This window comes from Desulfovibrio sp. MES5, from assembly GCF_002237645.1.
Lineage (GTDB): Bacteria > Desulfobacterota > Desulfovibrionia > Desulfovibrionales > Desulfovibrionaceae > Desulfovibrio.
In genome coordinates this window covers 1-26,717 of the sequence record NZ_MJUZ01000018.1, presented here as the reverse complement: position 1 = coordinate 26,717, position 26,717 = coordinate 1, and the positions used below count along the sequence as shown (strand labels likewise).

Annotated in this window: 24 protein-coding genes; 13 read left to right on the top strand and 11 right to left on the bottom strand. The window is 61.2% G+C overall.

Annotation, left to right across the window (positions count from 1 at the left end; translation table 11 throughout):
* Positions 1-311 precede the first annotated feature (311 nt).
* The 8 genes from gcvH to BCS36_RS06255 all read right to left on the bottom strand — a co-directional run bounded on the left by gcvH (position 312) and on the right by BCS36_RS06255 (position 8,335).
* The gene (gcvH, locus tag BCS36_RS06290; protein WP_291302053.1) at positions 312-698 is read right to left on the bottom strand and encodes a glycine cleavage system protein GcvH; all 387 of its coding nucleotides are present in this window, start codon (positions 696-698) and stop codon (positions 312-314) included.
* A 121-nt stretch (positions 699-819) separates the two neighbouring features.
* Positions 820-1,902, bottom strand: coding sequence for a glycine cleavage system aminomethyltransferase GcvT (gene gcvT, locus BCS36_RS06285; protein WP_291302052.1), 1,083 nt, complete (start codon positions 1,900-1,902; stop codon positions 820-822).
* A gap of 244 nt (positions 1,903-2,146) precedes the next feature.
* Positions 2,147-3,133 (bottom strand): lipoate--protein ligase, encoded by a 987-nt coding sequence (locus BCS36_RS06280; protein WP_291302051.1) that lies wholly within the window; start codon positions 3,131-3,133, stop codon positions 2,147-2,149.
* A gap of 323 nt (positions 3,134-3,456) precedes the next feature.
* A complete protein-coding gene (locus BCS36_RS06275; protein WP_291302050.1) occupies positions 3,457-4,221 on the bottom strand; it encodes a phosphate ABC transporter ATP-binding protein in 765 nt (254 codons plus the stop codon).
* Complete coding sequence (locus tag BCS36_RS06270; RefSeq protein WP_291302049.1) at positions 4,218-5,105, bottom strand: PstA family ABC transporter permease; 888 nt, start codon at positions 5,103-5,105, stop codon at positions 4,218-4,220. Before BCS36_RS06270 ends, BCS36_RS06275 begins: the two co-directional genes overlap by 4 nt.
* A complete protein-coding gene (locus tag BCS36_RS06265; protein ID WP_291302048.1) occupies positions 5,102-6,055 on the bottom strand; it encodes a PstC family ABC transporter permease in 954 nt (317 codons plus the stop codon). Before BCS36_RS06265 ends, BCS36_RS06270 begins: the two co-directional genes overlap by 4 nt.
* On the bottom strand, positions 6,042-6,878 hold the full coding sequence (locus BCS36_RS06260; protein ID WP_291302047.1) for a phosphate ABC transporter substrate-binding protein: 837 nt from the start codon (positions 6,876-6,878) through the stop codon (positions 6,042-6,044). Before BCS36_RS06260 ends, BCS36_RS06265 begins: the two co-directional genes overlap by 14 nt.
* A 635-nt stretch (positions 6,879-7,513) precedes the next feature.
* The gene (locus tag BCS36_RS06255; RefSeq protein WP_291302046.1) at positions 7,514-8,335 is read right to left on the bottom strand and encodes a TatD family hydrolase; all 822 of its coding nucleotides are present in this window, start codon (positions 8,333-8,335) and stop codon (positions 7,514-7,516) included.
* 173 nt (positions 8,336-8,508) lie between these two features.
* Here BCS36_RS06255 and BCS36_RS06250 point away from each other — a divergent pair, with 173 nt between their 5' ends.
* From BCS36_RS06250 to BCS36_RS06220, 7 genes are all read left to right on the top strand, one after another.
* Positions 8,509-9,465: a UDP-glucuronic acid decarboxylase family protein gene (locus BCS36_RS06250; protein WP_291302045.1), complete on the top strand. Its 957-nt coding sequence runs from the start codon at positions 8,509-8,511 to the stop codon at positions 9,463-9,465.
* A 25-nt stretch (positions 9,466-9,490) separates the two neighbouring features.
* Positions 9,491-11,539: a proton-conducting transporter membrane subunit gene (locus BCS36_RS06245; RefSeq protein WP_291302044.1), complete on the top strand. Its 2,049-nt coding sequence runs from the start codon at positions 9,491-9,493 to the stop codon at positions 11,537-11,539.
* The gene (locus BCS36_RS06240) at positions 11,536-12,477 is read left to right on the top strand and encodes an NADH-quinone oxidoreductase subunit H (RefSeq protein WP_291302043.1); all 942 of its coding nucleotides are present in this window, start codon (positions 11,536-11,538) and stop codon (positions 12,475-12,477) included. The genes BCS36_RS06245 and BCS36_RS06240 overlap by 4 nt, the downstream gene beginning before the upstream one ends.
* A gap of 4 nt (positions 12,478-12,481) precedes the next feature.
* Complete coding sequence (locus BCS36_RS06235) at positions 12,482-13,105, top strand: hydrogenase-4 component E (RefSeq protein ID WP_291302042.1); 624 nt, start codon at positions 12,482-12,484, stop codon at positions 13,103-13,105.
* 5 nt (positions 13,106-13,110) lie between these two features.
* On the top strand, positions 13,111-14,604 hold the full coding sequence (locus BCS36_RS06230; protein ID WP_291302041.1) for a proton-conducting transporter membrane subunit: 1,494 nt from the start codon (positions 13,111-13,113) through the stop codon (positions 14,602-14,604).
* 167 nt (positions 14,605-14,771) lie between these two features.
* Positions 14,772-16,490 (top strand): hydrogenase, encoded by a 1,719-nt coding sequence (locus BCS36_RS06225; protein ID WP_291302040.1) that lies wholly within the window; start codon positions 14,772-14,774, stop codon positions 16,488-16,490.
* Between the two features lie 9 nt (positions 16,491-16,499).
* Positions 16,500-17,264 carry a 4Fe-4S dicluster domain-containing protein gene (locus tag BCS36_RS06220; protein WP_291302039.1) on the top strand — a complete coding sequence of 255 codons (765 nt, stop codon included), beginning with the start codon at positions 16,500-16,502 and terminating at the stop codon, positions 17,262-17,264.
* 432 nt (positions 17,265-17,696) lie between these two features.
* Here the strand turns inward: BCS36_RS06220 and BCS36_RS06215 are convergent, their stop codons facing one another.
* Together BCS36_RS06215 and BCS36_RS06210 are read right to left on the bottom strand one after the other, a co-directional pair.
* A complete protein-coding gene (locus tag BCS36_RS06215) occupies positions 17,697-19,058 on the bottom strand; it encodes a sigma-54 dependent transcriptional regulator (protein WP_291302038.1) in 1,362 nt (453 codons plus the stop codon).
* Between the two features lie 177 nt (positions 19,059-19,235).
* Positions 19,236-21,311 carry an ATP-binding protein gene (locus BCS36_RS06210; RefSeq protein WP_291302037.1) on the bottom strand — a complete coding sequence of 692 codons (2,076 nt, stop codon included), beginning with the start codon at positions 21,309-21,311 and terminating at the stop codon, positions 19,236-19,238.
* 310 nt (positions 21,312-21,621) lie between these two features.
* Here BCS36_RS06210 and BCS36_RS06205 point away from each other — a divergent pair, with 310 nt between their 5' ends.
* The 3 genes from BCS36_RS06205 to BCS36_RS06195 all read left to right on the top strand — a co-directional run bounded on the left by BCS36_RS06205 (position 21,622) and on the right by BCS36_RS06195 (position 22,975).
* Complete coding sequence (locus BCS36_RS06205) at positions 21,622-21,846, top strand: SHOCT domain-containing protein (RefSeq protein WP_291302036.1); 225 nt, start codon at positions 21,622-21,624, stop codon at positions 21,844-21,846.
* A 57-nt stretch (positions 21,847-21,903) separates the two neighbouring features.
* The gene (locus BCS36_RS06200) at positions 21,904-22,104 is read left to right on the top strand and encodes a hypothetical protein (protein ID WP_291302035.1); all 201 of its coding nucleotides are present in this window, start codon (positions 21,904-21,906) and stop codon (positions 22,102-22,104) included.
* 259 nt (positions 22,105-22,363) lie between these two features.
* Positions 22,364-22,975, top strand: coding sequence for a hypothetical protein (locus tag BCS36_RS06195; RefSeq protein WP_291302034.1), 612 nt, complete (start codon positions 22,364-22,366; stop codon positions 22,973-22,975).
* A 314-nt stretch (positions 22,976-23,289) separates the two neighbouring features.
* Here BCS36_RS06195 and BCS36_RS06190 read toward each other — a convergent pair whose 3' ends face one another.
* Positions 23,290-23,826 carry a hypothetical protein gene (locus BCS36_RS06190; protein WP_291302033.1) on the bottom strand — a complete coding sequence of 179 codons (537 nt, stop codon included), beginning with the start codon at positions 23,824-23,826 and terminating at the stop codon, positions 23,290-23,292.
* A 294-nt stretch (positions 23,827-24,120) separates the two neighbouring features.
* Here BCS36_RS06190 and BCS36_RS06185 point away from each other — a divergent pair, with 294 nt between their 5' ends.
* The 3 genes from BCS36_RS06185 to cmk all read left to right on the top strand — a co-directional run bounded on the left by BCS36_RS06185 (position 24,121) and on the right by cmk (position 26,630).
* On the top strand, positions 24,121-24,561 hold the full coding sequence (locus tag BCS36_RS06185) for a universal stress protein (RefSeq protein WP_179980993.1): 441 nt from the start codon (positions 24,121-24,123) through the stop codon (positions 24,559-24,561).
* A 219-nt stretch (positions 24,562-24,780) separates the two neighbouring features.
* Entirely contained in the window at positions 24,781-25,941 is a 1,161-nt protein-coding gene (gene hisC, locus BCS36_RS06180) for a histidinol-phosphate transaminase (RefSeq protein WP_291302075.1), read from the top strand.
* Complete coding sequence (gene cmk / locus BCS36_RS06175) at positions 25,938-26,630, top strand: (d)CMP kinase (RefSeq protein WP_291302032.1); 693 nt, start codon at positions 25,938-25,940, stop codon at positions 26,628-26,630. Before hisC ends, cmk begins: the two co-directional genes overlap by 4 nt.
* Positions 26,631-26,717 lie beyond the last annotated feature (87 nt).

Below are 26,717 nucleotides of genomic sequence, written 5' to 3'. Positions count from 1 at the left end.
TACCGGGGAATTTGTCCCGCTCCGGCATGAACTCCAACCTGCAAGGCGGGAACCAACAGTCCGCGCCTTGTGCGGCAGGCCCCTGCCACCCTGACGCCGCGTCTGCGGATCGCGCGGGATGGCGAGGATTTCAGCCGAAAAACAAACTCCCCGTGGCGGCAGCCTCTGTATCAGATTAACTTTGAAATGCTTCACATTTCAATTTGTCATTCTGCCGGAAATCGTATTTCCGGCAGAATCTACGCCATGTTGCGGCACGCTGCACTTTTGTGCAGCATTAGAGCACCTAACCCTTTTCAAAGGGTATATGTCTAATGCCCTTCGGTGGCGCAAAAAGCTTCGTATGCAGCCGCGTCCATAAGGCCTTCAGGCTTGCGGGAAACATTGACCTTGATAAGCCAGCCCTCGCCATAGGGGTCGCTGTTGCATTTTTCGGGGGCGTCTTCCAGAGCGGTGTTGACGCCGACAACGTCGCCGCTGACCGGCGAAATCAGGTCACTGGCCGCCTTGACGGACTCAACGGAGCCGAACTCCCCATCCTCGCTCACTTCGTCGCCCACCAGGGGCAGTTCCACATAGGTGATGTCGCCGAGGGATTCCTGGGCAAAGTGGGTAATGCCCACCACAGCCTCGTCGCCCTCCATGCGCACCCATTCGTGGCTTTTGCTGTACAACAGGTTCGTGGGATTGGTAGCCATATGCGTTCTCCTGAAAGTTGTTGGGAGCAAAGTGCGCGCCGTGGCGGCACGCAAACCATCACAGACTCAGCCCCGCAAGCGGCGCACGGCCTTACTGACCGCTGGCCGCCACACGCGGGCTTCAGGCCAGTTTTTTGCGGGCCGTGCCCTCTTTGTAGAAAGGAACGTCCACTTTCACAGCGGGCAGTTCCGTCCTTGAGGCGCGCACCACAAAGTTTTCCTTATCGGCATGGGCGGCGTCCACCCAGGCAAAGGCAATGACATAGCCGAGAGACGGCGCAAAAGACCCGCTGGTAACCCGGCCCACGGCGTCGCCGCCGGGCAGGGCCACAACATCGCCATGACGGGCGGCGCGGCGGCCTTCGATCTTCAGGGGCACCAGAACCTCGCGGATGACCTGCGCACCTTCCTTGCCCACATAGTCCGCCTGACTCGTCATCATGCGGCCCATGCCTGCCTCGGCAGGACTGTGCTCTTCATCAAGGTCATGCCCGTACAGGGGCAGGCCCGCCTCAAGGCGCAGGGTGTCGCGCGCGCCAAGGCCCACGGGCTTCACGCGCTCGTCGGCCAGCAGGGCCTTCCAGAAGTCCTCAGTCTTGTTGGCGGGCAGATAGAGCTCATAGCCCAGTTCGCCGGTATAGCCGGTGCGGCTCACCAGCACGGGCACGCCCTGCCACTGCGATTCGCGGAAAGAGAAGTAGCCAAGGTCATGAAAGTTCTGACCCATGAGCTTTTCGAGCACGTCCAGCGAATCCGGGCCTTGCAGGTCCACCTTGCCAGTTCCGTCTGAAATATCGGTAATTCTTACGCTTTCCGGCAGGCGGGCACGCAGGGTGGCCAGATCGTTGGCCGCGCAGGCGGCATTGACCACCGCCATGAAGGATTCCGGCCCAAAGCGATAAATGATGCCGTCGTCAAGCACGCCGCCCTTGGCATTGAGCAAAAAGCCGTAGCGGCACTTTCCGGGAGCAAGAGTTTCAAGATTGTGGCTTACGGCAAGCGACAGGGCCTCAGCCGCGCCGGGCCCTTCAATGCGGAACTCGCCCATGTGGCAGATATCAAAAATACCGGCATGCTTTCTGGTATGCAGGTGTTCCGCAAGAATTCCTTCATACTGGATGGGCATGAGCCAGCCGGCGAAAGGAGCCATCTTGGCGCCCTGGGCTTCATGCCAGGAAGTAAGCGGAGTACGCAAATCCGACATGTTTTCTCCTTGGTCTGGGTGTGGTTACAAAATAGCTGCGTCATGCCAGGCACTGGGCGCAGCCCCCAAAGAAAACCAACAACGCACTTATACACAAAGGATACCACTTGCAAAGGATAGACACAAGAAGTGTGAAAAAAATATCAGCATTCCATATGCATTGCGGTTTCGCATTCTGCATACATAACATGCTTCAAGTATTAACCAAATTATTTTCCACACCCGTCTTTTGGCGTTCATCCTTTTACGCTCGAGCAAAAAACCTTGTCATAACAGATGGTTCGCAGTTACTGAAATAGCGGGATAAATCGACCTGTTCCAAAACTTGTTCCAGGTGTTCCGGCTCTCGTGAAACACCAATAAGGCGCTGCTCCAACTCTTGAATGCCCTCTCCGGCATTGCAGAAAAAATCGCCCAATATTTTACAGGCGGCTATGTGCCCGCTTTTTACATCAATGCGCAGTTCAACTGTGCCCCAATCAAAGCGCTGCCGCTTGCGCTCGGTAAAATTGGGCATGGCCCCGTAGTTCCAGCTCCACTGCCGGTATTTTTCATCAGCCAGCCTTTGGGCTTCGGCCACAAGGGCCTCGTCTACCGTGCCGGGAGCGTCGGCGCAACGGCGAATCAGGGCCGCCGTCAAGGCCGCGACATCACTGCCGGGACGCCAGTATTCCGAAATATTGCCCACCCGCGACCGCACCGAGGCAACGCCCTTGGAGCGCATCTTTTCAGGATCAACATTCAAAGCTTCTACAAGCCGCTCAAAATTCACGTCAATAAGCAGGGTGCCGTGGTGCAGCACCTTGCCCCGCCGCAGCATCTGCCCGCTGCCGGAAATTTTGCGCCCTTGGGCCTCAATGTCATTGCGGCCCGATATCTCGGCCTGCACGCCAAGATCGGCCAGCGCAGCGCACACAGGTTCCAGGTAGCGCCTGAAATCCACCTTTTCGCGGCCATTGGCATGTTCAATAAAGGAAAAGTTGAGGTTGCCCGTATCGTGGTACACGGCTCCGCCGCCGGTTATGCGGCGCACCACAGGCAGATTTTCGCGACGGATGAAGTCTGCGTTCACTTCATCAGCTGTGCATTGATGGCGGCCCACAATGACTGAGGGGCCATTCTGCCAAAGCAGAAACCAGCCGGGATGGCCAGCAGGCAGGGACTGAAACAGAACTTCTTCAAGCGCCAAGTTGAAGGCTGGATCAAGGGTCGAAAAAGTCAGATGCTCCATGCTTCCTCCTTCAAAAAAGAGAATGCCGTGCTTCAGGCGGCAAGGTCAAGGGAGTGAGAGGATATTTCCAAGATTGTTGACAAATTTATCAGGAAATACAGGATTTCGCCCCACTGCGGCAAGGTGGGCAGGCGCGGAGCACGGCGTTTTTTTCGCGAGCTTGCGGGTGACTTGGGAGGGTCACGCGGCTGAAGCGTTACGGCCCGCAACGGCACAAACGCGCAGATCAGCGCAGGCCAGCGCAGACCAGCGCGTGCAAGCCTCGCTTGCGCCTGCGTCAGCGCAAGAACACCGTGCCAGCGCCAATGCAGGGCGGCTTTGCCCTACCCCGCGTCCGCAAGGGCTCGGGCCACGGCCTCGCCGTCCACCTGCCCGCGCTCAAAAACCTGCCGCACACGGCCGTCCGCCATGATGATCAGTCGCTCTCCCAGGCGCACGGCCTGCTCCGGATTGTGCGAAACCACCAGCAACGGATACTGGCTGGCAAGACGCAACAGCAAATCTTCAATCTCCGCCGTGGCATGAACGTCCAGGGATGCCGTGGGCTCGTCCAGCAACAGCATGGCGGGCTCCAGAGCCAAGGCCCGCGCAAGGCAAAGGCGCTGCTGCTGCCCGCCGGAAAGCCGTTCCGCAGGCATATCAAGGCGATCCTTCACCTCCTCCCACAGGCCCACGCTCATGAGCGCCTCCCGGGTTTTCAGGCCGCGCTCTTTTTCGGGCAGGCCCGCCACCACTTCAAGGGGCAGGGCGAGGTTGCGCTCCACACTGACGGGCAGGACGTTGGGCGTCTGAAAAACCATGCCCACCAAACGGCGAAGCTGCGCCAGCGGGCGCACGTTCACGCCGGGCGCGGGAGATATGGTCTCAAGCCCGCGCCCCAGGTCAAGCTCCACCACGCCCGACGTGCGGCAGTGAAAAAAGGTCTCGTTCAGGCGGTTCAAGGCGCGCAGCAAGGTGGTCTTGCCCGAACCGGAACGCCCGGCAAGCACGGTGATGCCCTGCCTGGGGGCCTCCATGCAGACATTGTGCAGCACCTGCTGCCGCCCGAAGTGCACGCACAGGTCATTGATGCGAACCGCAGAACTCACGCTACCCCCTGCCAGCGCTGGCGAAAGCGCTTTTCCATACGCCGGGCGCAAAAAAGCAGGGCCGACGACAGCAAAAGCAGCACCAGAGCCGCTCCAAAACCGCGCAGCAGCTCATCCGTATTCTGGTACTGCGCCGCAGTGTAATAAATGGAAAAAGGCAAAGCCTCAAACTTGTCCGCCAGCCCGCCGGGCAACCCGGCATTGGCCACAACGCCCGTAAGCATGATCACCGCCGTGTCTTCGGCCGCCCTGCCCGTGGCCAGCAGCACGCCTCCCCATATGCCCGGCCCGGCGGCTGGCAGCAGAATCCGGCGGGCAAGCTGCCGCCGGGTAAAGCCCAGCGCGGCCCCAGTGAGGCGCAGGCTGTCGGGCACAGCCTCCAGAGCTTCACAGGTGGCGGTCACAATGACCGGCAACACCAGAAGGGCCAGACAGCAGGCCGAGAGCAGCAGGGACGTGTTGGCTCCGGGCCAGACGGAGTGGCGCAGAAAAAGTATGAGCGTAAAGCCGAAGAGCCCCATAACGATGGACGGCGTGCCCGCCAGCACATCCATGGCCAGACGGATGCGCCCGGCCTGACGCGCCGGGGCGAATTCCGCCAGATACAGGCCGCAGCCCACGCCGGGAAAAAGGGCCAGCGCCATGGTCAGGCCCACAAGATACAGGGTTCCCGCACAGGCTGGCCACAAACCATCCCATACAGGACGGCGTCCCAGCAGGGCGTCCAGAGACGGCACGTCGCCAAAAAGCAGATGGCTGCCCAACTGTGGAGCGCCCTTGACGGTCAGAAAGCCCAGTAAAAAAAGCACGGCCGCACACGGGATCAGGGCGCAGGCGCGCAGCAGCCAGCGCATGGAGATCTGCACAAGAACGCCGCGCCTCATGCCGACGCCTCCCGCTGCTCCGTGGCGTCTTTCTGCCTGACAAGGCGGCGCAAGGCCAGGCTTGCCGCCGTATTGACAGCCAGCAGAATGAGCCCGGCCACAAAAAGGGAATTGTACGCCGCCCCGCCCACCTCATTGGCCGTGACCAGCGCCATGTGCGCCGTGAGGCTGCGCATGCTTTCGGCCAGACCGCCGGGAACGTGCGTGGCATTGCCCGCCAGCATGAGCGGAATGAGCGTGTCGCCCACGGCCCTGCCAAAACCCAGCACAGCGGCGCTGGCCAGATTGCGGCCAGACCGGGGCAGCACAAAAAGGCGCGTCAGGTCAAAACGGCTGAAGCCCATGGCCAGGCCCCAGGGGCAAAGCCGCTCAAGCCGGGGCCGCAGGCCCGCCATCAGAATCAGCGTCATAGTGGGTAAAATCAGCAGAACCAGCATCACGCCCGCAGCGGCCAGACACATGCCCGTGCCGCCCAGCAGCGCCCGGGCAAAGGGCGTCAGCAAGAATACGGCGGCAAAGCCGTACACAACCGTGGGCACCGTGGTCATGAAGCGCACAAACCCCTCGACAAAGCGAACCAGGGGCTGCAGGGCTGGGCTCTCTTCGGTAAGCAGCCAGCAGCACAGGCCCACGGCCAGAGGCCAGCCCAGCAGCAGGGCTACCGCGGCAAGGGCCAGAGACCCCACGCACATGGGCAGGATGCCGAATCTTCCCTGCGCGGGCTGCCAGACCCAGTCAAGGGGGCCGCCGGGGCCGGGAAGTCTTATGGCGGGCAGGGCTGCCATGACGACCATGGCAAAAAGCAGCACCACGGCCAGCACCGCCACCCATACCGACAGACGCAGGGCCAGGCCCGGACTGTCGGTATGGTCCGCCGCCTGCAGGCCCGCAGGCGGAAGCGCCGCAGCGCCCCCGCCCTGACGGACAGCCGATTCCCTATTTTTTGACATAGGGGATGTAGCCGGCCTTGGACACAATCTCCTGCCCGGCAGGAGTAAAGATGTAGTCCACAAAGCCCTTGGTGATGCCCTGAGGTTCGCCCTTGGTGTTCATGTAGAGCAGACGGGTAACGGTGTACTGCCCGGAAGCGGCGTTTTCCTGGCTGGGGGCCATGCCGTCCACACTCACGCCCTTGATGCTCTTGTCCAGATGGCCGATTCCCACATAGCCGACGGCGTTGGGGTCCTGGCTTATGGCGGTCTTCATGGCTCCGTTGGAGTTGACCACATTGGCCCCGGCGGAGGATGCGCCCTTGTCCAGAGCGCGTTCTTCAAAGGTCTCGCGGGTGCCGCTGCCGTCTTCACGCACATAGAGGGATATGGCGGCGTCAGCGCCGCCCACTTCCTTCCAGTTGGCGATCTTGCCGGAGAAGATATCCTTGATCTGGGCCTTGGTCAGCCCCGCCACCTTGTTGGCCGGATTGACGGCCACGGCCACGCCGTCGATGGCGAAGGGAAAGGACACGAGGCCGTACTTTTCCACTTCGGCAGGCTTGAGGGCGCGGCCTGTATTGCCGATCTGCACAATGCCCTCGCCCACCTTCTGCACGCCCACGCCGGAACCGCCGCCAGCCACGGTGATGCGCACGTCGGGATTGGCCTCCATAATCTGCCTGGCGGCCTCTTTCATAACAGGGATGTGGGCAGTGCCGCCCGCGATGTCTATAGCGCCCTTCTGGCCCTTAAAGGCGTCCAGGGGCGCTGCCGGAGCGGCGGCCAGGGCCGTGCCCATGCCGCACAAAAGCAAAAGAGCCGCGAGGATTCCACGTTTCATGACTGTCTCCTACGGTTAGCGTGAACGGGTGGCGCGCATGCGCCGCACAACACAACAAGATGGCGTGACCACGCCGCCGGGAGTCAGGTGTAAGGAAGAAGCCGCCCTCGCGGACAGCATAAAGGCTGTCCACTAATGGAGCGCGGGAGACATCCAGCCCCACCTGACAAACGGTCAGGTGACGCCGAAAAAACAGAACAGAGATGCTTTTGCGGTCGCGGATTCCACAAAAACCAGGGTATCGCGCCGACACTGCCTCCACAGAGGGGGAGCCGAAGTGTTGCAAAAGTCAACCATGGCAGAAACAGTATCCGAGGGTCTTTATCTGGTCAAGCGAGGCAACAATCCGCCTTTTCGCGCTGTTTCAACGAAAGATGCCGAAGGCTGCCACTTGCGGCGCGGGCGGCAGACTTGCCCGTCCCTCCAGCGCCGCCACGCCTCCAGCACCGCCACGCCTTCAGCCGCCCCTCGCGCGCAGCCGCCACTGCATGCGCAGTCGCCACTGGTATGCGGGCCAACTATGTCCAAACGCTGTTCGGCCCACTGATGCGTGAGGCCGCCACTGGCATACGGGACGGCAAGTTTGCCAGCGCAGAAAAACGGGACGCCTCCTGACCGGCCCGCGCGGCGCTTGTCTACAGGCCGAAAAAGCGGCGGGCGTTGTTCCCGCACACGCGCCAGACCTCTTCCACTGCCTGCCCGCGCGCCTCGGCCACGGCCCTGGCCGTAAACACCGTGAACGCGGGCTCGTTGCGCTTGCCGCGCCAGGGCAGGGGCGCGAGATAGGGAGCGTCGGTCTCCAGCATGAGGCGGTCGGCCGGAATACGGGCCACAGCCTGCCGCAGGTCTTCGTTGGCCTTATAGGTGACAGGGCCGGGAACGGAGATATGCCAGCCGTTGGCAAGGATGCGCGCGGCCATATCCGGCCCCTGACCAAAGCAGTGCCACAGCAGGGGATAGTCTTTAAACCCCTTCGATTCCAGAACCATAAGGGTTTCTTCTTCAGCCTCGCGGCAATGGATCACCACAGGCCGCCCCACTTGGCGCGCCAGCTGCAACTGGGCGGCAAAGGCCTCGTACTGCACCTCGCGGGGGCAGTCGTCCCAGTGAAAATCCAGTCCTATCTCACCCACCGCTTTCAAGCGCGGGTCTTCATCAAAGGCCCGGCGCATGGCCTCAAGCGCTTGCGGCGTGCAGTCCTGCCCGTGGCAGGGGTGGATGCCCAGCAGGAAAAACACCTGGGGGTGGGCCTCAAAATACTGCCGCCTGGCGGCGAAGTCTTCCGGCCCCAGAAAGACGTTGCCCACATGGGCCACGCCGCAGGCGCTGGCGCGCGCGAGCACGGCCTCGCGGTCCTGATCAAATTCCTCGCCGTCCAGATGGGCGTGGCTGTCCACGCCTTCAGGCGGCAGCGCCACGGTAACGGGATCAATACGTTCAACGGATTTCTTGGACATGTGTACCTCGCGCCGATACATAGCAACGAGGACGGGCAAGGGCAAGCCGCTGCCCATGCCGCGCGTATGCCCAGGCGGCCGTGAATGCCATTGCAAAGCCTGAACAATAGGACTATGCTTAAGCGTTTTTGTTGCACCAACGCATGATTTAACAATACCTTCCCGGGGGAAATATGCATCTCCGCAAACGTATACTCGTTACAGGCGGTTCAGGCTTTCTGGGTTCCCACCTCTGTGAAAGACTGCTCAACGAAGGCCACGAAGTTCTCTGCCTGGACAACTTTTTTTCCAGCGCCCGCGCCAATGTTGAAGAATTTCTCGACAACAGAAGGTTTGAACTCATCCGCCATGATGTGACCTTTCCCCTCTACGTGGAAGTGGACGAAATCTATAATCTGGCCTGCCCGGCCTCGCCCATACACTACCAGCACGACCCCGTGCAGACCATCAAGACCTGCGTTCACGGGGCCATCAACATGCTGGGCCTGGCCAAAAGGCTCAAGGCGCGCATCTATCAGGCGTCCACCAGCGAAGTGTACGGCGACCCCGAAATCCATCCGCAGCCCGAGGACTACTGGGGCCACGTGAACCCCAACGGCATCCGCTCCTGCTACGATGAAGGCAAGCGCTGCGCCGAAGCCCTGTTCTTCGCCTACTGGCGTCAGGGCGGCCTGCCCATCAAGGTGGGGCGCATCTTCAACACCTATGGTCCCAAGATGCATCCCAACGACGGGCGCGTGGTGTCCAACTTCATTATCCAGGCGCTCAAGGGCGAGCCCATCACCATTTACGGCGATGGCAGCCAGACACGCTCCTTCTGCTATGTGGATGATCTCATCGAATGCATGGTGCGCTTCATGGCCTCGCCGGAGGACTTCATCGGCCCAATGAACATGGGCAATCCCGGTGAGTTCACCATCCGCGAACTGGCTGAAAAGGTTGTGGAAATGACGGGCAGCAGATCGGTCATCACCTGCGAACCGCTGCCCTGCGACGACCCCAAGCAGCGCAAGCCCGACATCACCCTTGCCCGTGAAAAACTGGGCTGGGAGCCTCAGGTCAAGCTTGAAGACGGCCTGAAAAAAACCATTGCACATTTTGAGGATATGCTGAAACAGGGCATGGCCTAAGCGCCGTCCGTAACCTCTGAATGCCATGACGCTCTTTATCATAACCCTGCTCATCCTGGCGGCCACAGCCGCCGGAACGGCACTGCTGGCTTTTTTGCCGCCAACGGCGGGCACTGGCCGGGCCGCCAACCTGCTGGGCTCCTGCGGAGCCGCAGCGGGTTGCGTGGCTGGCCTGTGCGCCCTGGCATTTTCTCCCTGGGCCGAGGCTGTCTCATTAAGTCTGCCCTGGGGACTGCCCATAGGAGCCTGCACTCTGGGGCTTGACCCCCTGAGCAGGATCTTCTTGCTGCCGGTCTTCGGGCTGGGTCTTGTGTGCGCCATTTCCGGCGGCATTGCCCTGCGCCATGAGCAGCCGCAGGAACACAACCTGGCAGCCCACTGGTTCTTCTACCTGCTGCTGCTTCTGGGCCTGGCGCTCGTCATGGCCGCACGCGATGCCGTGCTCTTCATGCTGTCGTGGGAGCTCATGTCCCTCGCGCCCTTTTTTCTCATCGACTTCAACGACGGCGACCGTAAGGTGCGCGACGCTTCATGGGTCTACCTTGTGGCGGCCCATCTTGGCGCTGTGGCGCTCATGGCCTTCTTCGTCCTGCTCTGGCAAAGCACGGGCGCCACGTCCTTTGAGGCCCTGCAGGGCGGCGCGGTCATGCTGGGAGTTGTGCGCGACGCAGGCCCCCACGTGCTGACGGCCCTTTTTGTGCTGGCCGTTCTGGGCTTTGGAGCCAAGATGGGCCTTGCGCCCATGCACGTCTGGCTTCCAGAAGCGCACCCAGCAGCCCCAAGCCACGTGTCTGCCCTGCTTTCTGGGGCCATGATCAACGCTGGTCTTTACGGCATCATTCGCAGCCTGGGCATGCTGGCCGCTCCGGGCGCTGCCCCCGAATGGTGGGGCTGGGCCCTGCTGCTTGTGGGCCTGGGCACGGGCCTTATGGGTATTTTAAAAGCTCTGGGGCAGAGCAACCTCAAACGCCTGCTGGCCTATTCCAGCGTTGAAAATATGGGCCTCATGCTTATGGGCGCAGGCGCGAGCCTTATCGGCCTGTCCTGCGGCAACGCCTGGATTGCGACCCTCGGTATGGCAGGCTGCCTCATGCATATGCTGAATCATGCGGGCTTCAAGGGCCTGCTTTTTCTGTGCGCGGGCGAAGTGCTGCACGCCACGGGCACCGTGCGTATGGAGCTGCTCGGCGGACTGCAGAAGAGTCTGCCGCTGCTTGGCGCGGCCTTTGCCCTTGGCGCGGCCGCCATTGCCTGCCTGCCGCCCCTCAATGGTTTTGCGGGCGAACTTGTGCTGACCCTCTCCCTTCTGGACGGCCCCAGTCTTCCTGGGCTGGAACGGCAGGTGGGGCTTCTGCTGGCGCTGGTGGGCCTTGCTCTCATCAGCGGGCTCGCCGCCGCCCTCTACACCAAGGCTTACGGCATCACCTTTCTTGGCGAACCCCGCACCGGCTTTGCGGCCAGTGCGCGCCCCCTGGGCTGGAAGACGCTGTGGCCCCTGGCGCTGCCCGCCGCCGTCTGCGTGGCTGGCGGGCTGGCGGCTCCGGCCTTTTTTGACCTCGCCTCCATGACGGGCCTTGCCGCGCTGCCCATGCCCAACGACATGCAGGGCGCAGCCGCAGCAGGGCAGGATCAGGCGCGCGCCAGTCTCGCCATGGTATCGCTTGTGTGTTCCATTGCCCTCGGCCTTGCCCTCGCGGGCATCATCCTGCGCAAAAGGATGCTCCGGCGGCGCAGCGTGCGTTCCATGCCCACATGGGGCTGCGGCTACCAGGGCGGTTCGGCCCGCATTCAGTATACGGACGCCGGATTCTCCGAACCGCTGGCCAAAATCTTTGCGCCGGGCATGGGGCTTAATGTGCGCATGAACCTTGATTCCCGTCTGTTTCCCAAAAGCGGCTCCCTGAGCGTCTCTGCGCCGGACCGCCTGCGCAACGGATTTTACACGCCCCTGTTCGAGGCAGTGGAGCGCCTGTGCAATGCCTGTAAAATCATACAGCACGGCAAAATCCACCTCTACATCCTGTATATTCTTGCCACTGTGGTGGGCCTGCTTATATGGGGGCTGAGCGCATGAAACAGGACTTGGTCGTTTATTTTGCGCAGTTTGTTCTGGCGCTTGTTCTGGCCCCCCTGCTGCCCGGCATCATCAACCGGGTAAAGGCCAAGTTTGCGGGCAGGCACGGCAAGCCCATTTTGCAAACCTACTACGACCTTGCCAAACTCATGCGCAAGGGCGAGGTCGTCAGCCGCACCACCACATGGGTTTTCTCCAGCGGCTCCGCCGTAGCCCTGGCCGCGACCTTGTGCGCCATGGCTCTGCTGCCCCTTGGCGGGGGCACCTCGCCCCTGGCCTTCAGCGGCGACTTTATTCTTGCGGCCTATCTGCTGGGCATGGGACGTTTTGCCATCATGCTGTCTGCCCTGGACACAGGCTCGGCTTTTGAAGGCATGGGCGCCAGCCGCGAGGCCACCTTTGCTGCCCTGGCCGAACCGCTTTTCTTTCTGGCGCTTCTGGTGCTCACCAGTGTGACGCTGGATATGGGGCGCGGCCCGCATACGGCCTTTTCGCTCTCATCCCTCTTTGGCGGGCAGATCGCCGGGGCATGGGCCATGGGGCGGGGCGAACTGCTGCTTCTGCCCTGCATCTTCTTTATTCTGCTGCTGGTGGAAAACTGCCGCATTCCCGTGGATGACCCCAACACGCACCTGGAACTGACAATGATCCACGAGGTCATGGTGCTTGATCACTCCGGTCCCAACCTGGCCATGGTCGTCTACGGGGCTGCCCTCAAGCTGTGGTTTTTCGCCGCGCTTATTGCCGGCCTCATGACCCCGGCCCTGCCCCTGTGGCAACAGGCCGGACTGCGCCTTGTCATTGTGCTGCTGCTGGCCGTTATTGTGGGCATTGTGGAATCTGTCATGGCCCGTCTGCGCATGGACCGCGTGCCCTTTCTGCTGGGCGGCGCATCGGCCATGGCGGCCCTGGCCCTCATCCTGACCCAGGCGAGGTAAAAGCGTGGAATCCGCACTGCAAAGCTGCCTGTTCTTGCTCATGCTGAACAACCTGCTCATGCTGAGCACAACACGGCTCATGTGGCTCATACGCTTCACGGCCTTTCAGGGCATTCTGCTGGCGGGCATGCTGCTGACTATGGAACACGCCCTGCTGGCCGCCGCCGTGCTGCTCATCAAGGGGGCGCTTCTGCCCGGTCTGCTCTGGCGCACCCGTAACCGCCTGCACTCCCACCAACGCATGAGACCTCGCCTGCATGTGGCCGTCGGCGTACTGGCCGGCATGGGGGGGCTTGTGCTCTCCTTGTGGCTTGAAGCGCGGCTGCTCACTTTACCGGCTCTTTTTCCGCCGCTGGTGCTGCCCACGGCCCTGACCACGCTTTTTTGCGGCCTCATCCTGGTGGTGGGGCGCACCACGGCCCTGGCCCAGGTCATCGGGTATCTGGTGGCGGAAAACGGCATCTTTCTGCTGGGCATGCCGCTCATGACCGCAGGCACCACATGGTTTGAGCTTGCCCTGCTGCTGGACGTCTTTGTGGCTGTTTTCGTTATGGGCATTGCCATCAACCATATTGGCAACACTTTTGAGTCCATTGACGTTGGCCGCTTTCGCAGCCTCAGGGATTGACCGCCATGCTGGAAGCCTTGCTTTTTCTCCCGCTCGGGGCGGGCTGTATCATCCTGCTTGGCACCAAGGCCATGTGCCGGGTTCTTCTGCCCCTGACCGCCCTCTGCCACACGGCTCTGGCCGCCTGGACGACGTATGCCGTCGGCACGGGAGCCGAACCCAGAGCCTTGAACGGCCTGCTGGCCCCCGACCCCCTTGGCGCGCTTTTTCTCATGCTGGCCAGCCTGCTCTTTCTGGCGGCCTCCATATATGCGGTCTACTACCTGCGTGAAGAAGACCGGCTGGAAGTTCACACGGACATCCACGGCGGCCCCGGCTTTACCAATGCGCCCCAGCGCCGCCTTGCCGCCTGCCTGTGCTTTTTTCTTTCATCCATGACGCTTGTAACCACCACGCCCCATCTGGGAGCCCTGTGGGTGGGCATCGAAGGCACCACCCTTTCCAGCGCGCCGCTTATCTATTTTCACAGGCATCAGCGTTCCCTTGAAGCCACGTGGAAGTACCTTATCATCTGCTCCGTGGGCATTGCCCTGGCCATGGTGGGCAACATTCTGCTTTCCGTGGCGTTCTATACGCCCGAAGGCATGGCAGCCATGGTGGAAGGCATGGACCAGCTTGGCTGGTTTGTCAGTCACGCCCGTGCCGGTGAAGAAACGTGGCTCAAGGCGGCCTATATCTTTCTGCTGGTGGGTTATGGCACCAAGATGGGCCTGGCCCCCCTGCACAACTGGCTGCCCGACGCTCACAGCCAGGCTCCTTCGCTGGTGTCTGCCCTGCTCTCCGGCGCGCTGCTCAACTGCGCCCTGCTTGGCATTCTGCGCGGGCACCAGATCATGCTGGCCGCCGGTCTTGGCGGCTTCAGCGGCGGGCTGCTCAGCTTTTTCGGCCTGATCTCGCTTGTCACGGCGGCCATCTTCATTGTGGGACAGGGGCACTACAAGCGCATGCTGGCGTATTCCAGCGTGGAACATATGGGCATTCTGGCCCTGGGCATAGGCGTGGGCGGCCTGGCCGTATCCGGAGCCATGCTGCACGCCGTCTGCCATTCGCTGACCAAGTGCATGCTCTTTCTGCTTTCCGGCAATATTCTGGCCCGCTACCACACCTTTTCCAGCTATGACATCCGGGGCATGCGCTGGACCATGCCCGTAACCGGGACATTGTGGATGGCCGGTTTTCTGGCCGTGGCCGGGTCGCCGCCGTTCGGCATCTTCATCAGTGAATTCATCATTTTCAAGGGCATGCTGGCGGCAAACTCGCCCTTGCTGGCCGCAGCCTATCTGCTGGCTCTTGCCGTGATTTTTGTCGGTCTTTCCGTCGCGGTTCTGCGCATGGTGCAGGGCAACCGCCCCATAGACATGCCCCAGACCCCGCGGGAACCGCTGCTGAGCGTGCTGCCGCCCCTGGTTCTGGGGCTGGCCGTGCTCACCCTTGGCTTGTGGATACCCGACTGGCTTTGGAATTTCTTACGTCAGGGCGCTGCCCTCATCGGCGGCTAGCGCATATCGCCTTGAAAAAGGGGCATGCTCTGCCGCTGCGCGAAATGGCCGTCGCTACCCGTAAGCGGCAAAGCCCCGTTAACGGCTACCGCAAATCACATTTTCCGGCAAAATGACAAGGCTGGAATGTGAAGCATTTCAAAGGTAATCTGGTCCGGGAGGATATCATGTCGTTCGACTACCGCGAGGCGGTTGATCTGAAAAGTCTGGCGAGCTTCTCCGTGGCCGAACTGCGTGACCATCTGCGCCACGCCATAGCTGGCGGCTGGCGCGTGCTGGCCTTTTTCGGCATTCCCGACGAAGACGTAACAGAAGCCGTGCCCGGGCAGCCCATACCCGTAAGCCTGTGCTGCGTGCTGGCCCATGACGGCACACGCCGCCTCATGGCCCGCCGCACGCCGCCGGTGACGGCCTTTGTGTCAATGACGCCCGACCTGCCCCAGCTGCACTACTTCGAGCGCGAAATTTACGAACAGTGGGGCGTGGAGCCCGTGGGACACCCCTGGCTCAAAAGCGTGCGGCGCACTCCCGACAGCTTCGAGGCCCGGACGCGCAACGCGGCGGACGCTTCAGGCATGCATGATGGGGCCGCTAATGTTTCTGACGCGGAGTCCGTCACATCGCCCGGAGCGGCGGCTGTGGCGACCATGCCTGAGCAGGCGGCCCCGACGCCTCCCGCCCAGCCCTACCCCTTTTACCGGGTTGAGGGCGTGGACGTGCACGAGGTGGCCGTTGGCCCTGTTCATGCGGGAATCATCGAGCCGGGGCATTTTCGTTTTCAGTGCTATGGCGAAAATGTGCTGCATCTGGAAATTGCCCTGGGCTACCAGCACCGGGGGCTGGAGAGCATGCTTGTTCACGGCCCTGCCGCCCGCCGTCTTCCCCTGCTGGAATGCGCAGCCGGAGACTCCACGGTGGCCCACGCCACGGCGTACTGCGTTATGCTTGAGCGCATGAAAGGACTTCAGCCGGACGAGCGCGCCCAGCTTGTGCGCCGTATCGGCCTTGAGCTGGAGCGTCTGGCCAACCATACGGGCGACCTTGGGGCCATTGCCGGGGACACGGGCTTTCTGCCCACAGCCTCCTGGAACGGCCGCATCCGCGGAGATTTTCTGAACATGACCGCCAGCCTGTGCGGCAACCGCTTTGGGCGCGGCCTGCTGCGGCCCGGCGGCGTGGCCTATGACCTCAACCCGCAAGAATGCGCGGATCTGCTCAACCGTGTGCGGTCGGCCTGGCAAGACGCGCGCGGCTCTGTGGACGTCATGCTGGATGCCGTGACCGTGCGCGACCGCCTTGCGGAGACCGGCTCGGTGGAGCCTGCCGTGGCCCGCGAACTGGGGCTGGTGGGGGTTGCCGCCCGCGCCTGCGGTCTTGACGTGGACGCGCGCTTTCACATGCCCCTCAGCGACCTTTCCTGCGAAAACTGCGCCCCCCGACTGGAAATCACGGGGGACGTCATGGCGCGCACCCGTGTGCGCAGCCGCGAGCTGGACGACAGCCTGCGGCTGCTTGAGCTTGACCTCACCCGTCTGGCGGCCCTGCCCGGTCAGCCCAATCAGGAAGTCGAAACGCCCGCCGCCTGCGCCGCGTCCGCAGGCCATACGGCCCCTGCACGAGCCGGGCGCAAGCCCGACACCCCGGCCACCGACTTTGCGGCCCTGCCGCCGCATACCCTCGCCGTGGCCCAGGTGGAAGGCTGGCGCGGCGAAGTCTGCCATGTGGCGCTCACCGATTCGCGGGGCCACATCTTTGTGTACAAGGTAATAGACCCCTCCTTCCACAACTGGACCGGGCTGGCCGTGGCCCTGCGCGGCAACCAGATTTCAGACTTTCCCCTCTGCAACAAGAGCTTCAACCTCTCTTATTGCGGACACGACCTGTAAGGCTATGACATGCTGCACATAATCAAGGAACGCATCCGTCAGAAATACCGCACGCTGGACTATCCCCGCCAGCAGCCCGTGCTTTCTCCCAGGTTTATGGGCAGGCCCAGCCTCACGCCCGTGAACTGCGACGGCTGCACGGCCTGTTACGCGGCCTGCCCCACAGGAGCCCTGCTGCCCACCGAAGGCGCGCCCGACGGCACGCCCACCCTGGATATGGGGCGCTGCACCTTCTGCGGAGCCTGCCGCGATGCCTGCCCCCGGCAGGCCATAGCCTTCACCGGCGAGCACCGCATGGCGGTTTTCAAGCGTGAAGATCTGCTGGTGGTTCCCGGCCAACCGGCCCCGCAGGCGGCCACACCCTCCATCCCCGGCAAATTTTCCCTCTTCCGGCGTTCGCTCAAGCTGCGCCAGGTCAGCGCCGCAGGCTGCAACGCCTGCGAGGCGGACTGCAATGTGCTTGGCACCCTGGTCTTTGACCTGCCGCGCTTTGGCATTGACTTTGTGGCCTCCCCACGCCATGCAGATGGTATTCTGGTAACAGGGCCTGTTTCTGAAAACATGCGTCTGGCCGTCATTGATACCTATGACGCCATACCCGAACCGCGCCTTGTGGCGGCGGTGGGGGCCTGCGCCATATCCGGCGGGCTTTTTCGCAATGGGCCGCAGTGCAATAACGGCATTACCGACATGCTGCCAGTGGACCTTTTTGTGCCCGGCTGCCCCCCCAGTCCCTGGACCATACTGGACGGCCTGCTGGCTTTGCGCAGGTAACACCCTGCCGCCGCATAAAGAGAAATAGCGTCAGGGTTCCATGTTTTGTGGGGGAGGGACCCTTTTGCAAAAGGGTCTCCTCCCCCACGCCCCCACCCCCTAAAACCTTTATTCGTGGAGCATGGTAACTTTGAGATGCATCTGGCGGCTGCACGCTGACGCCCGCCGTGCAGCCGTGGTTTGCGCGTTGAAAATGTATATTCTCAAAGCTGCTCTGCTTTATTATGCGTAAATTCCGTCCATCGAACCGTAGTAGTTTCAGTTCTGGCGTGTCTGCGGTTGCAGGCTGAAACGGCACTTGCCCCTGTTCACGCGCCCCGCAATCAAAAATAAGCAGTTAAATACAAATAGTTGCGCACGCAGGCGCGCGCCGTGACCGCGCTTCACCCCTTGAGGATACTTCCCCTCAACGGTATTCCCTGCTGACCTTGCCTACTTGCCGTCGCCCAGTTTGGACAGCAGCGTCTTGCGGTTGATGCCCAGACGCCGCGCGGCTTCGCTTTTATTGCCGCCGACCTGCTCAAGGGTGTCCTGCACGGCCAGGCGCTCGATTTCTTCCAGAGTCATGTTGGCAAAATCCAGCCGGGACGAACGCGGGCTGTCCTCTTCAGCTTCGGCAATGGTGGGCGGCAGTTCGCGCTCGCTGATGTATTCCCCCACCAGCAGCACAACGGCGCGTTCCACCGCGTTTTCCAGTTCGCGCACGTTGCCGGGCCATGCGTGCTTGACGAGCCTGTCCATAGCCGCAGGGGTGAAGCCCTTGACCATCTTGCCGTTGCGGTCGGCAAAAATCTTCATGAAGTGCATGGCCAGCAGGGGGATGTCCTCATGCCGGTCGCGCAGGGGCGGCAACTGCAATGAAACCACGTTGAGCCTGTAGTAAAGGTCCTGCCGAAAGCGCCCCTCCTCCACTTCAAGAGCCAGGTCTTTATTGGTGGCGGCCAGAATGCGCACATCCACCTTGATGGTCTGATCGCCGCCCACACGTTGCAGTTCGCGCTCCTGAATGACGCGCAACAGCTTGACCTGCATGGATAAAGGAATCTCGCCAATTTCATCCAGAAAAATGGTGCCCTTGTTCGCCGCCAGAAAGCGCCCCTCGCGGCGTTTTTCCGCTCCGGTAAAGGCCCCTTTTTCATGGCCGAACAGTTCGGATTCCAGCAGGGTTTCCGTAAGAGCCGCACAATTGACGGCCACGTAAGGCCCCTTGGCCCTGTTGCTGTTGGCGTGGATCAGCTTGGCGATGACCTCCTTGCCCGTGCCGGATTCACCGGTGATGAGCACCGTGGCCTCGGAGGCGGCAATGGCTGAAACCAGTCCAAGCACCTGCCGCATGGCCGGACTCTGGCCAATGACATTGCGGGAATCGACATTGGCGGCCAGTTCGTGGCGCAAGGCGCGCACCTCGTCGCGCAGGTTGGCGTGGTCCAGCGCGCGCTCCAGCGCCAGCTTGAGGGCGTCAAAGGCCAAAGGCTTGGTAAGGTAGTCGTAAGCACCGGCCTTGAGGGCTTCCACCGCATTGGCCACATCGGAGTACGCCGTCATGATCAGCACGGGGATGGCGGGATTGTAACTCTTGATGGCGCGGGTGGCCTCAATGCCGCTCATGCCCCCCATCCTCACGTCCATAAGAATGAGATCAAAGGGGTTTTCCTGACACATGGCCACGGCCTCTTCCCCATTGTCCACAGTGACGGGATCGTAGCCCCATTCTTCCAGCAGGGCCCGTAACATTTCGCGGTGGTTGCGGTCGTCGTCCACCACCATCAGTCTGACAGCTGAAGTCGCACTCATAACAATATTCCTTGATCATCCTGGTTGATAGCTGGCGCAGGGTAACTGTGAGAATCCGCATTGCCATAACTTATGGCGCGTCCGTTACGGCGCGCTTCATCTCCTGCGGTCGCCAGAGCAATTTCAAAATGTAACTGCTCAAGGGACGCCGGACCTTTTCGGCCCGACACCCTGAAATTATTTCTGCCGCTGTCCCGCCGAAAAGGCTTCATCCCTGCCGCGAACAGGCAGCACAAGGATGAATTCCGTGCCGTGCCCCGGCTCGGAATTGACGCTCACGCTGCCGCCGTGGCCTTCGACAATCTGGTAGACAATGGCCAGCCCAAGGCCCGTGCCCGAAGGCTTGGTGGTAAAATAGGGCGTAAAGATGGCTGCCTGAATGTCTCTGGGAATGCCGGGGCCATTGTCGCGGACAGTAAGGCTGAAGGTCTCTCCGTCAGGCGACAGGCGCGCGCCCACGTGCAACTGCCCGCCCTCGCCCATGGCCTGTACGGCATTGAGAAAGAGGTTGAGCAGCGCCTGGGTGAGGCGTTCGGCATTGACCCGCACCGGCGGCAGGTCAGAAGCCACGTCAAGGGTGACCTGGATGTTTCTGGCGCGCACATCGGCTTCGGTCAGACGCAGGGCCCGATTGACGATTTCAGCAAGGTCGGCGTCCGTGGTGCTGATGGCTCCGGGCCGGGCGAATTCCAGCAGTTCGGAGACGACCCTGTCCAGCCTGTCCACTTCATCGATCATGCGCTGCGCGGCTTCCTCTTCACGGCCTCCGGGCAGCATGCGTTTGGCGATATAGAGGGCCACGCCCTTGATGGTGCTCAGAGGATTGCGCACCTCATGCGCCACACCGGCAGCCAGATGCCCAAGGGCCGACAGGCGGTCGTTGCGCTGCGCGTCCGCCTGCAGGCGCTTGACCTCGGTAATGTCGCGCAGAATAAACACATTGCCCAGAAAAACGCCGTCCTGATTGCGCATGGAGGCAGCGCTGAGGCTGATGACCGCGCCCGTGCGCCCTGTGGTCAGGACGCATTCACGCTCAAGCACCTTGCGGCCCCCGGCCAGTTCCGACACCAGAGCCTTCCAGTCCAGACCCGGCAGCCCCGTCAGGGGAGCGTACACGGCCGTGGCCCGGTCAAGGTCAAACATGCGCAGGGCGGTGTCGTTGACCATGGCCACCCGGCCCGAAGGGTCACTGGTCAGAAGGCCCAGAGGCAGATTGGCCACCACCTCCGAAGCCATGGCCCGCGAATCGCGCAGCATCTTGCGTGAGTGACGGTAATTCTGCGCCCAGAACAGTGAAACAAAGCCCGCAAGGCCCAAAGCCGCCACCAGAGCCGCCGACATGGCGTTATAGCGCAAGTCCGCCGCCAGGGCCGCCTCAAAAGGTTTGAGATCAAGCCCCACCACAACCACGCCCTGCGGCTGCCGAGGCTGACCGGGATGCAGCTGGGCCGCTGGCCAGGTGCTGCCATCGCCCCACATTCCGGCATTGGGCGGCTGTGACCTCATGTCCGGCTGCGGTCCGCCCGCAGTGCCCGGCATGCCTGGCACTGCGGCCTGAGGCAGCGGCTCCATCCTTCTTGGCGACATGGGGCCATGGGGCATATCCGTGCCCATCATGCCCCTGCTGCGCCCCATGCCGTGCTGCCCGTGCCCACGCATGGGCAAAGGCATTGGGCGGTCATCTTCCAGCGGCACAAAGGCGCGGTACACTTCAAAGACTTTTCTGTCGCCCCACTGGCGCAGACGCCATGCGGGCTTTTCCGTCACCTGCACCGCCGTGGGCATGATAAGGGCCAAAGCCTTTTCGCCCTGTTGCGCCTGCGCGGTTGACCTGCTGTCGCCGCCTGATCCCGGCGTCGCTGAATATCTGTCTTCATTGCCCCGGCTTTTGTCGCGGGTGCGCACCGGCACGCTGTAGGCCAGCATTTCTCCCGCATTGTTGGCCACAGCCATAAAAACAATGCCGGGCTGCTTGGCCGTTTCCGCCAGCAGGGATTGCAGGCCGTCAGAATTGCCCAGGGGGGTGCACAAACCCGTGCGCGCGCCCGCCTCCAGGGCCCATATGAGGGCCTCGGCCCGGTCCAGAAGGTTCTGTATCATATATGTTTTGCCGCGCTGGTTGCTGCGCACGGCTAGGGCCGAAATGGTCAGACCAAGAATGATGGCCATGCCCACGATCATCCAGGGAGAAAGCCCCAAATGCAGGGCACGCACTCCTCTGACGGAAAATAATCTTGAAAATCTGCTCTTCATGGCCTGTCCTTGTGTGGCTGAATGTCCCTATTATGTATTTTTTACCCATCTGGTCAAGGGCGCTGGTAAAAATTGGACACAGCCGAGCCAATGTGGGTAAAAAATGGACAACATCCATCTGACCATGGTGCAGCCAAAAAACGGGCGTAAAACAATACATTCAATTATTTTTTACTGTTATAAAAAACTGCACATGTTTGGCACGGCCTTTGCCTTATAGGGGGCAAGAGCGCGTGAAAACGCGCAAACAGGTGACAGCGCAACCCCGCCCCAATGCAGGGCGCGCCCGGTCTCACCGGGAGGACACATAATGCATGCTTGTAGCTATTTGAATTATTTCGGCTGGGGTGGCGGTTGGATAGGAATGCTTCTGGCGATTACGGCACTGGTTCTGGCGGTCTACTTTATCTTCCGCCTTATTGGACGCAAACCTTGCAATTTTGACCGCCGCGACACGCTGAACATTTTGAAACGACGCCTTGCTTCCGGAGAAATAACGCCGGAAGAATACGAAAAGCTCAAAAACGTGATCTGATGCTCCTTTAAGGGAAATAATCAAGAGCACGATATATATAACGTCAAGGAGACCATCATGAAAACTTCAACCATCAAACCCTCGTTTATTTTTGCATCCCTGGCCCTTGTGTTCGCCATGGCCATCACCGCCCTGCCCGCGCAGGCCCAAAATGCCACAAGCACCGGAACAGCCTCTCCCTGGTGCGGCAACGGCGGCAGCGGCAACGGCGGCTACGGCCCCCACGGTCCCCATGGCGGCAACCACATGGGCCGGTAAGCCCCGGCCACAGACGCCCTGAAAACCCAAGGACACCGCATGAGACATCTCCACAATGTTCTTGGCAGACTCTTACAACAGCGGCGTCACTGTCCGGCTGCGGCGGCCATAGGGGGCCGGGCTGGCAAGGCAGAAATGGCATATACGGCCCCCAGAATTTCCCTCTCGCACACACGGTAATGACGCCCTGTGGGGCCAAAAAGCCCGCACAGAGACAAAAAAACTTCGGCCTCAACCGAACATCATAAAGGATACTACCATGAAAACATCCAGACTTGCTTCTACCACTGCGGCGCTCGCTCTTGTAGCCCTGCTTGGCACCGCTGGCATCGCCAGCAGCGCCCCGGCCGAAGTCGCCGCTGCTCCTGCGGCTGGCCAGATGGGCCCCCATATGGGCCCCCATATGAACATGACCACTGAGCAGATGAACGCCCTGCAGGACATCCACAAGGAATTCGGCCCCAAGATGCAGCCGCTCTTCCAGCAGAAGTACGGCAAGCAGGCTGAAATCAACGCCCTGCTCTATCAGGGAGTGAAGGCTGACGATCCGCGCATCGTGGCCCTGCAGAAGGATGTGAAGGACGTGGACAACAAGCTGTACCAGCTTGACAGCTCCATGCGCAAGCAGATGCAGGACAAGGGCGTTCCCTACATGGGCGGTCACGGCGGTATGGGCCGCGGCATGATGGGCGGCACGGGCGACTGCCCCGGCATGGGCGGCAGGGGCATGATGGGCCCGCGCGGCGGCCATGGCGGTCCCGGTAACCACGGCGGCTACGGCATGCACGGCGGCCCCGGCATGCACGGCGGCTACGGCATGGGCATGATGGACCAGTCCACTGGCAACGCCCCCGACGCCAAGACCAACTAAGTTTTTTGGCTAACGCCACTCACGGGCGGCTGCCTCAGGCGACCGCCCAGCAACAGAACACTCGCAATTTGCCTGCGCACGTTCATGACGGTAAGCCCGTAGACTTCGAGAATGCCACTCTCTTGATATATAAGTTCCCTGAACAGATCCTCCGGGGCGCACCAGCCCTACAGCGCCCCGGGGGATCACAAGTCCATCCCTGACACGCTTCCCCGACACGCACAATCCCTTCAACGACACTCCCACGAACACAAAAAAGCCGTGAACCCCTGATGTTCACGGCTTTTTTTTGCAATCTGCTGCTGAGGAAAAAATCAGACGTTATAGTCCCCGCGGTTGAATTTGAACTTTTCTGTGGTGGCGAGCACCTCAAGATTGTTCACCAGGGTATCCAGGCCGGGGTTCTGCCCGCGCAGACCCGCGGTATTTTCCTTCAGCGAGGCAACCTGTCCGTCGATGCCCTGCAAGAGCGCATAGGCCTGACGCAGGGAGCCGTTTTTGCCGGCATCGCCAAGAGTGCTGACGTAAGAATCCCACATGTCCAGCGTACCGGAAGCCTGGTTAAAGGCTTCCTGCAGCACGTCTTCAGTAGGATTGGCTTCGTCGGCCTGCTCTGTTGCGCCCAGCAGCATCTGGCTTATCATGGACGCCTGCGACGCCTGGGCCGTCTGCATGCCGCCCACCGGGAGCGTGCCCCCGGCGGTGGAAGACGCCCCCTCGTCCACAAGCCCCAACTGTTCGGCCAGAGCGGCTTCAAAGCCCGCCCCCTGACCGCCAGACTTGCGGATTGTGCCGGAGGATTGCTCCTGCTGACGAAGCAGGGCTTCCAGTTGCTCATTCTTGATCTTCATGTCGCCTCCAGGGTTGGCGTTCCGCATTTGCGCCATTTGTGCAAGAAGTCTGCCAATTCGCAGGATGGCTCAACTAGCTGATTTTATAACATACCGAATTTATGGAAGGGAAAAATTTTCCCCAGGGCCAAGCATATGCTCTCCAAAAGACCTTGTCTATTGCTGCAAAAAAAACTAAAATTTAACAAAGATTACGAAAAACAGTCTTGAACCCGCCCGCATGGCGAACACATTGAACGTATGCAGGCTACGCCTTTTATAACCTTATCATCCCACGGGGAACAGGAGCTTGCCATGAAGGAAATCAAAAAGATTCTTTGCGCGGTAGACCTCTCCGAACACAGCAAGGATGTGGCTGAATACGCCGTGCTGCTTGCAAAGGGATTGAACGCAAGCGTTGTGGTTGTATACACCGCTCCTTCGCTGAGCCAGTATGTGGGCTTTCATGTGCCCCCCAACACCATAGAAAATTTTGTGGGCGAAATCGTCTCCGGCGCTGAAAAGTCCATGGAATCTTTTGTGGCTGAAAACTTTGCTGGCGTAACGGCCACGGGCAAGGTGCTCATCGGCTACGCGGCCGAAGAGATCCTGGCCCACGCCAAGGAAGAAGAGGTGGACATTATTGTTATGGGTACCCATGGCCGCAAGGGCATTGACAGAATCCTCTTTGGCTCCGTTGCCGAAAAGGTGGTCAAAAACGCCGACATGCCCGTGCTGACCGTACGTCCCAGCTAGTGCCAGGCGCCCTCGAGGGCATACAGATGCAAAGCGTACGCCACGCCGCCATTGCGGCCACTGGCAAAAACGCCTGAAATTGCTGGGGCTCCAGCTGGATAAGCTGAATATACCCCCGGCATGACGTCACATCAGGGCCGCGTCTCCATAATAGAGGCGCGGCCCGTCAACAATCCTCTTGTTGCCGAGAGCGCCCCCATGCCCGGCTGTGGAGAAGACATGTTTGAGATCAGCGCGCGGCAGGAAATTCTTGCCCTGAAGGCCTATGTTCCTGGTCTGTCCATTGCCGAAATTCAGCAGAAGTACAATCTTGCCAAGGTCATCAAGATGGCCAGCAACGAAAACCCGCTGGGCATGTCGCCCATGGCGTGTGAAGCCGTAAAGCGCTACGCGGCCATGGGCTTTCGTTATCCCCAGGGGGGCAATCCCCGGCTTGCGGCGGCGCTGGCGCAGCTCCACGGCGTTGATGCCCGCCGCATAGTGGTCGGCAACGGCTCCGATGAAATCATAGACCTGCTCATCCGCATTCTGGCAGAACCCGGCGTGCACAATCTGGTCTGTTTTGAACCCTGTTTCAGCATCTACCCCATTCAGGGGCGCGTCTGCGGCGTTGAAGTGCGCCGCCAGCCGCTCAATGACGATTTTTCTTTCAACTTTGATGCCCTGCTTTCACGGGTGGACGCCAATACCCGCCTTGTGTTCGTCACCACGCCCGACAATCCTTCCGGCTACTGCCCGCCGCGCGAAGACGTGGCGCAGCTGGCCGCCAAACTGGCCGAAATTGCGCCCGCCTGCCTGCTTGTGGTGGACGAAGCCTATATGGACTTTGCGGAAAACGAGCCGGAATCTTCCCTGCTGGCCAGCGGCCGCCTGCCCGAAAACACGGCCTTTATGCGCACATTTTCCAAGAGCTTCGGCCTTGCGGGCCTGCGCGTGGGGTACGGCATTCTGCCTCAAGCCATAGCCGATTACTGCTGGCGGGCCCGTTTGCCCTTCTCCGTCAATATTCTGGCGGAAGAAGCCGCCCTGGCAGCATTGAAAGACACCACCTTCTACGCGCTTACCATGCAGACCGTGCGGCAGGGGCGCAATGCCCTTACGGTTGGCCTCACGGCCCTGGGCTGCTACGTCTGGCCCAGCGCGGCGAATTTTGTTCTTTTCAGGCTGCCGGAAAACACGCTGGGGGCCGAGGACTGCTTTGAGGCCCTGCTCCGCCGGGGCATTATTATCCGCCCGCTCAAGAGCTATAACCTGCCTGACCATCTGCGCGTCAGCGTCGGTAATGAGCAGGAAAACAGGGCCTTTCTGCTGGCCATGGACGAAATCCTTCTGGAAAGCCGCCATGCCGGGACTGATGCCGCGCTTAAGGAACACAAATGAGCGCCCGTCTGCCTGTCGTAACGCTGGACGGCCCCGCCGGGGTCGGCAAAACCACCCTGGCCCGCCGCATGGCCGAAAGCCTGGGGCTGGCCTATCTGGATACCGGCGCCATGTTTCGCTGTATGGCCCTCAAGCTGGGGCCCGGCGCGGAAAAACTCCCTGAAGACGAACTGCGCAGCCGCTGCGGGCAATGGACCTTTACCCTCAGCGGCATGGGGCAGCAGTCTACCCTGTTCTGCAATGGCGTGGCCGTGCGCGGCGAAGTCCGCACCGAGCAAGTGGGCATGCTGGCGGCCCGCATCGCCACGGTGCCGGTGGTGCGCGACATCCTGCGCCAGACCCAAAGAGCCATTGGCGAGATGTCGCCTCTGGTGGCCGAGGGCCGCGACATGGGCACAGTGGTGTTCCCTGACGCGCGCTTCAAATTCTTTCTGGATGCGGCCCCGGAAGTGCGCGCCATGCGGCGTCTGCGCGACCTTGAAGAAAGGGGGGAAACCGCAGAGCTGACAAGCCTCACAGAACAGATCCGCCAACGTGACGCTCTCGACCGCAACCGGGCCGTGGCCCCGCTGCGCCCTGCTGCGGACGCCCTTATTGTGGATACGTCGCTTCTGGACATTGAAGGCGTTCTTGGCGTCATGCTGCACCATATCAATGTGCACGGGGGCAGCCAGAGCCTGCACGCCTGAGCCCTGCGTTCTCTGCACGCGGAATGCCACTTACGCTTTGAAATACTTTGTGGGGGAGGGACCCTTTTGCAAAAGGGTCCCTCCCCC

Bases quoted from the DNA above. Each gene is read 5' to 3' on its own strand.
- gcvH (WP_291302053.1), bottom strand. From the start codon at position 698: ATGGCTACCAATCCCACGAACCTGTTGTACAGCAAAAGCCACGAATGG.
- gcvT (WP_291302052.1), bottom strand. From the start codon at position 1,902: ATGTCGGATTTGCGTACTCCGCTTACTTCCTGGCATGAAGCCCAGGGC.
- BCS36_RS06280 (WP_291302051.1), bottom strand. From the start codon at position 3,133: ATGGAGCATCTGACTTTTTCGACCCTTGATCCAGCCTTCAACTTGGCG.
- BCS36_RS06270 (WP_291302049.1), bottom strand. From the start codon at position 5,105: ATGAGGCGCGGCGTTCTTGTGCAGATCTCCATGCGCTGGCTGCTGCGC.
- BCS36_RS06265 (WP_291302048.1), bottom strand. From the start codon at position 6,055: ATGTCAAAAAATAGGGAATCGGCTGTCCGTCAGGGCGGGGGCGCTGCG.
- BCS36_RS06260 (WP_291302047.1), bottom strand. From the start codon at position 6,878: ATGAAACGTGGAATCCTCGCGGCTCTTTTGCTTTTGTGCGGCATGGGC.
- BCS36_RS06255 (WP_291302046.1), bottom strand. From the start codon at position 8,335: ATGTCCAAGAAATCCGTTGAACGTATTGATCCCGTTACCGTGGCGCTG.
- BCS36_RS06250 (WP_291302045.1), top strand. From the start codon at position 8,509: ATGCATCTCCGCAAACGTATACTCGTTACAGGCGGTTCAGGCTTTCTG.
- BCS36_RS06245 (WP_291302044.1), top strand. From the start codon at position 9,491: ATGACGCTCTTTATCATAACCCTGCTCATCCTGGCGGCCACAGCCGCC.
- BCS36_RS06240 (WP_291302043.1), top strand. From the start codon at position 11,536: ATGAAACAGGACTTGGTCGTTTATTTTGCGCAGTTTGTTCTGGCGCTT.
- BCS36_RS06230 (WP_291302041.1), top strand. From the start codon at position 13,111: ATGCTGGAAGCCTTGCTTTTTCTCCCGCTCGGGGCGGGCTGTATCATC.
- BCS36_RS06225 (WP_291302040.1), top strand. From the start codon at position 14,772: ATGTCGTTCGACTACCGCGAGGCGGTTGATCTGAAAAGTCTGGCGAGC.
- BCS36_RS06220 (WP_291302039.1), top strand. From the start codon at position 16,500: ATGCTGCACATAATCAAGGAACGCATCCGTCAGAAATACCGCACGCTG.
- BCS36_RS06215 (WP_291302038.1), bottom strand. From the start codon at position 19,058: ATGAGTGCGACTTCAGCTGTCAGACTGATGGTGGTGGACGACGACCGC.
- BCS36_RS06210 (WP_291302037.1), bottom strand. From the start codon at position 21,311: ATGAAGAGCAGATTTTCAAGATTATTTTCCGTCAGAGGAGTGCGTGCC.
- BCS36_RS06205 (WP_291302036.1), top strand. From the start codon at position 21,622: ATGCATGCTTGTAGCTATTTGAATTATTTCGGCTGGGGTGGCGGTTGG.
- BCS36_RS06200 (WP_291302035.1), top strand. From the start codon at position 21,904: ATGAAAACTTCAACCATCAAACCCTCGTTTATTTTTGCATCCCTGGCC.
- BCS36_RS06195 (WP_291302034.1), top strand. From the start codon at position 22,364: ATGAAAACATCCAGACTTGCTTCTACCACTGCGGCGCTCGCTCTTGTA.
- BCS36_RS06190 (WP_291302033.1), bottom strand. From the start codon at position 23,826: ATGAAGATCAAGAATGAGCAACTGGAAGCCCTGCTTCGTCAGCAGGAG.
- BCS36_RS06185 (WP_179980993.1), top strand. From the start codon at position 24,121: ATGAAGGAAATCAAAAAGATTCTTTGCGCGGTAGACCTCTCCGAACAC.
- hisC (WP_291302075.1), top strand. From the start codon at position 24,781: ATGTTTGAGATCAGCGCGCGGCAGGAAATTCTTGCCCTGAAGGCCTAT.
- cmk (WP_291302032.1), top strand. From the start codon at position 25,938: ATGAGCGCCCGTCTGCCTGTCGTAACGCTGGACGGCCCCGCCGGGGTC.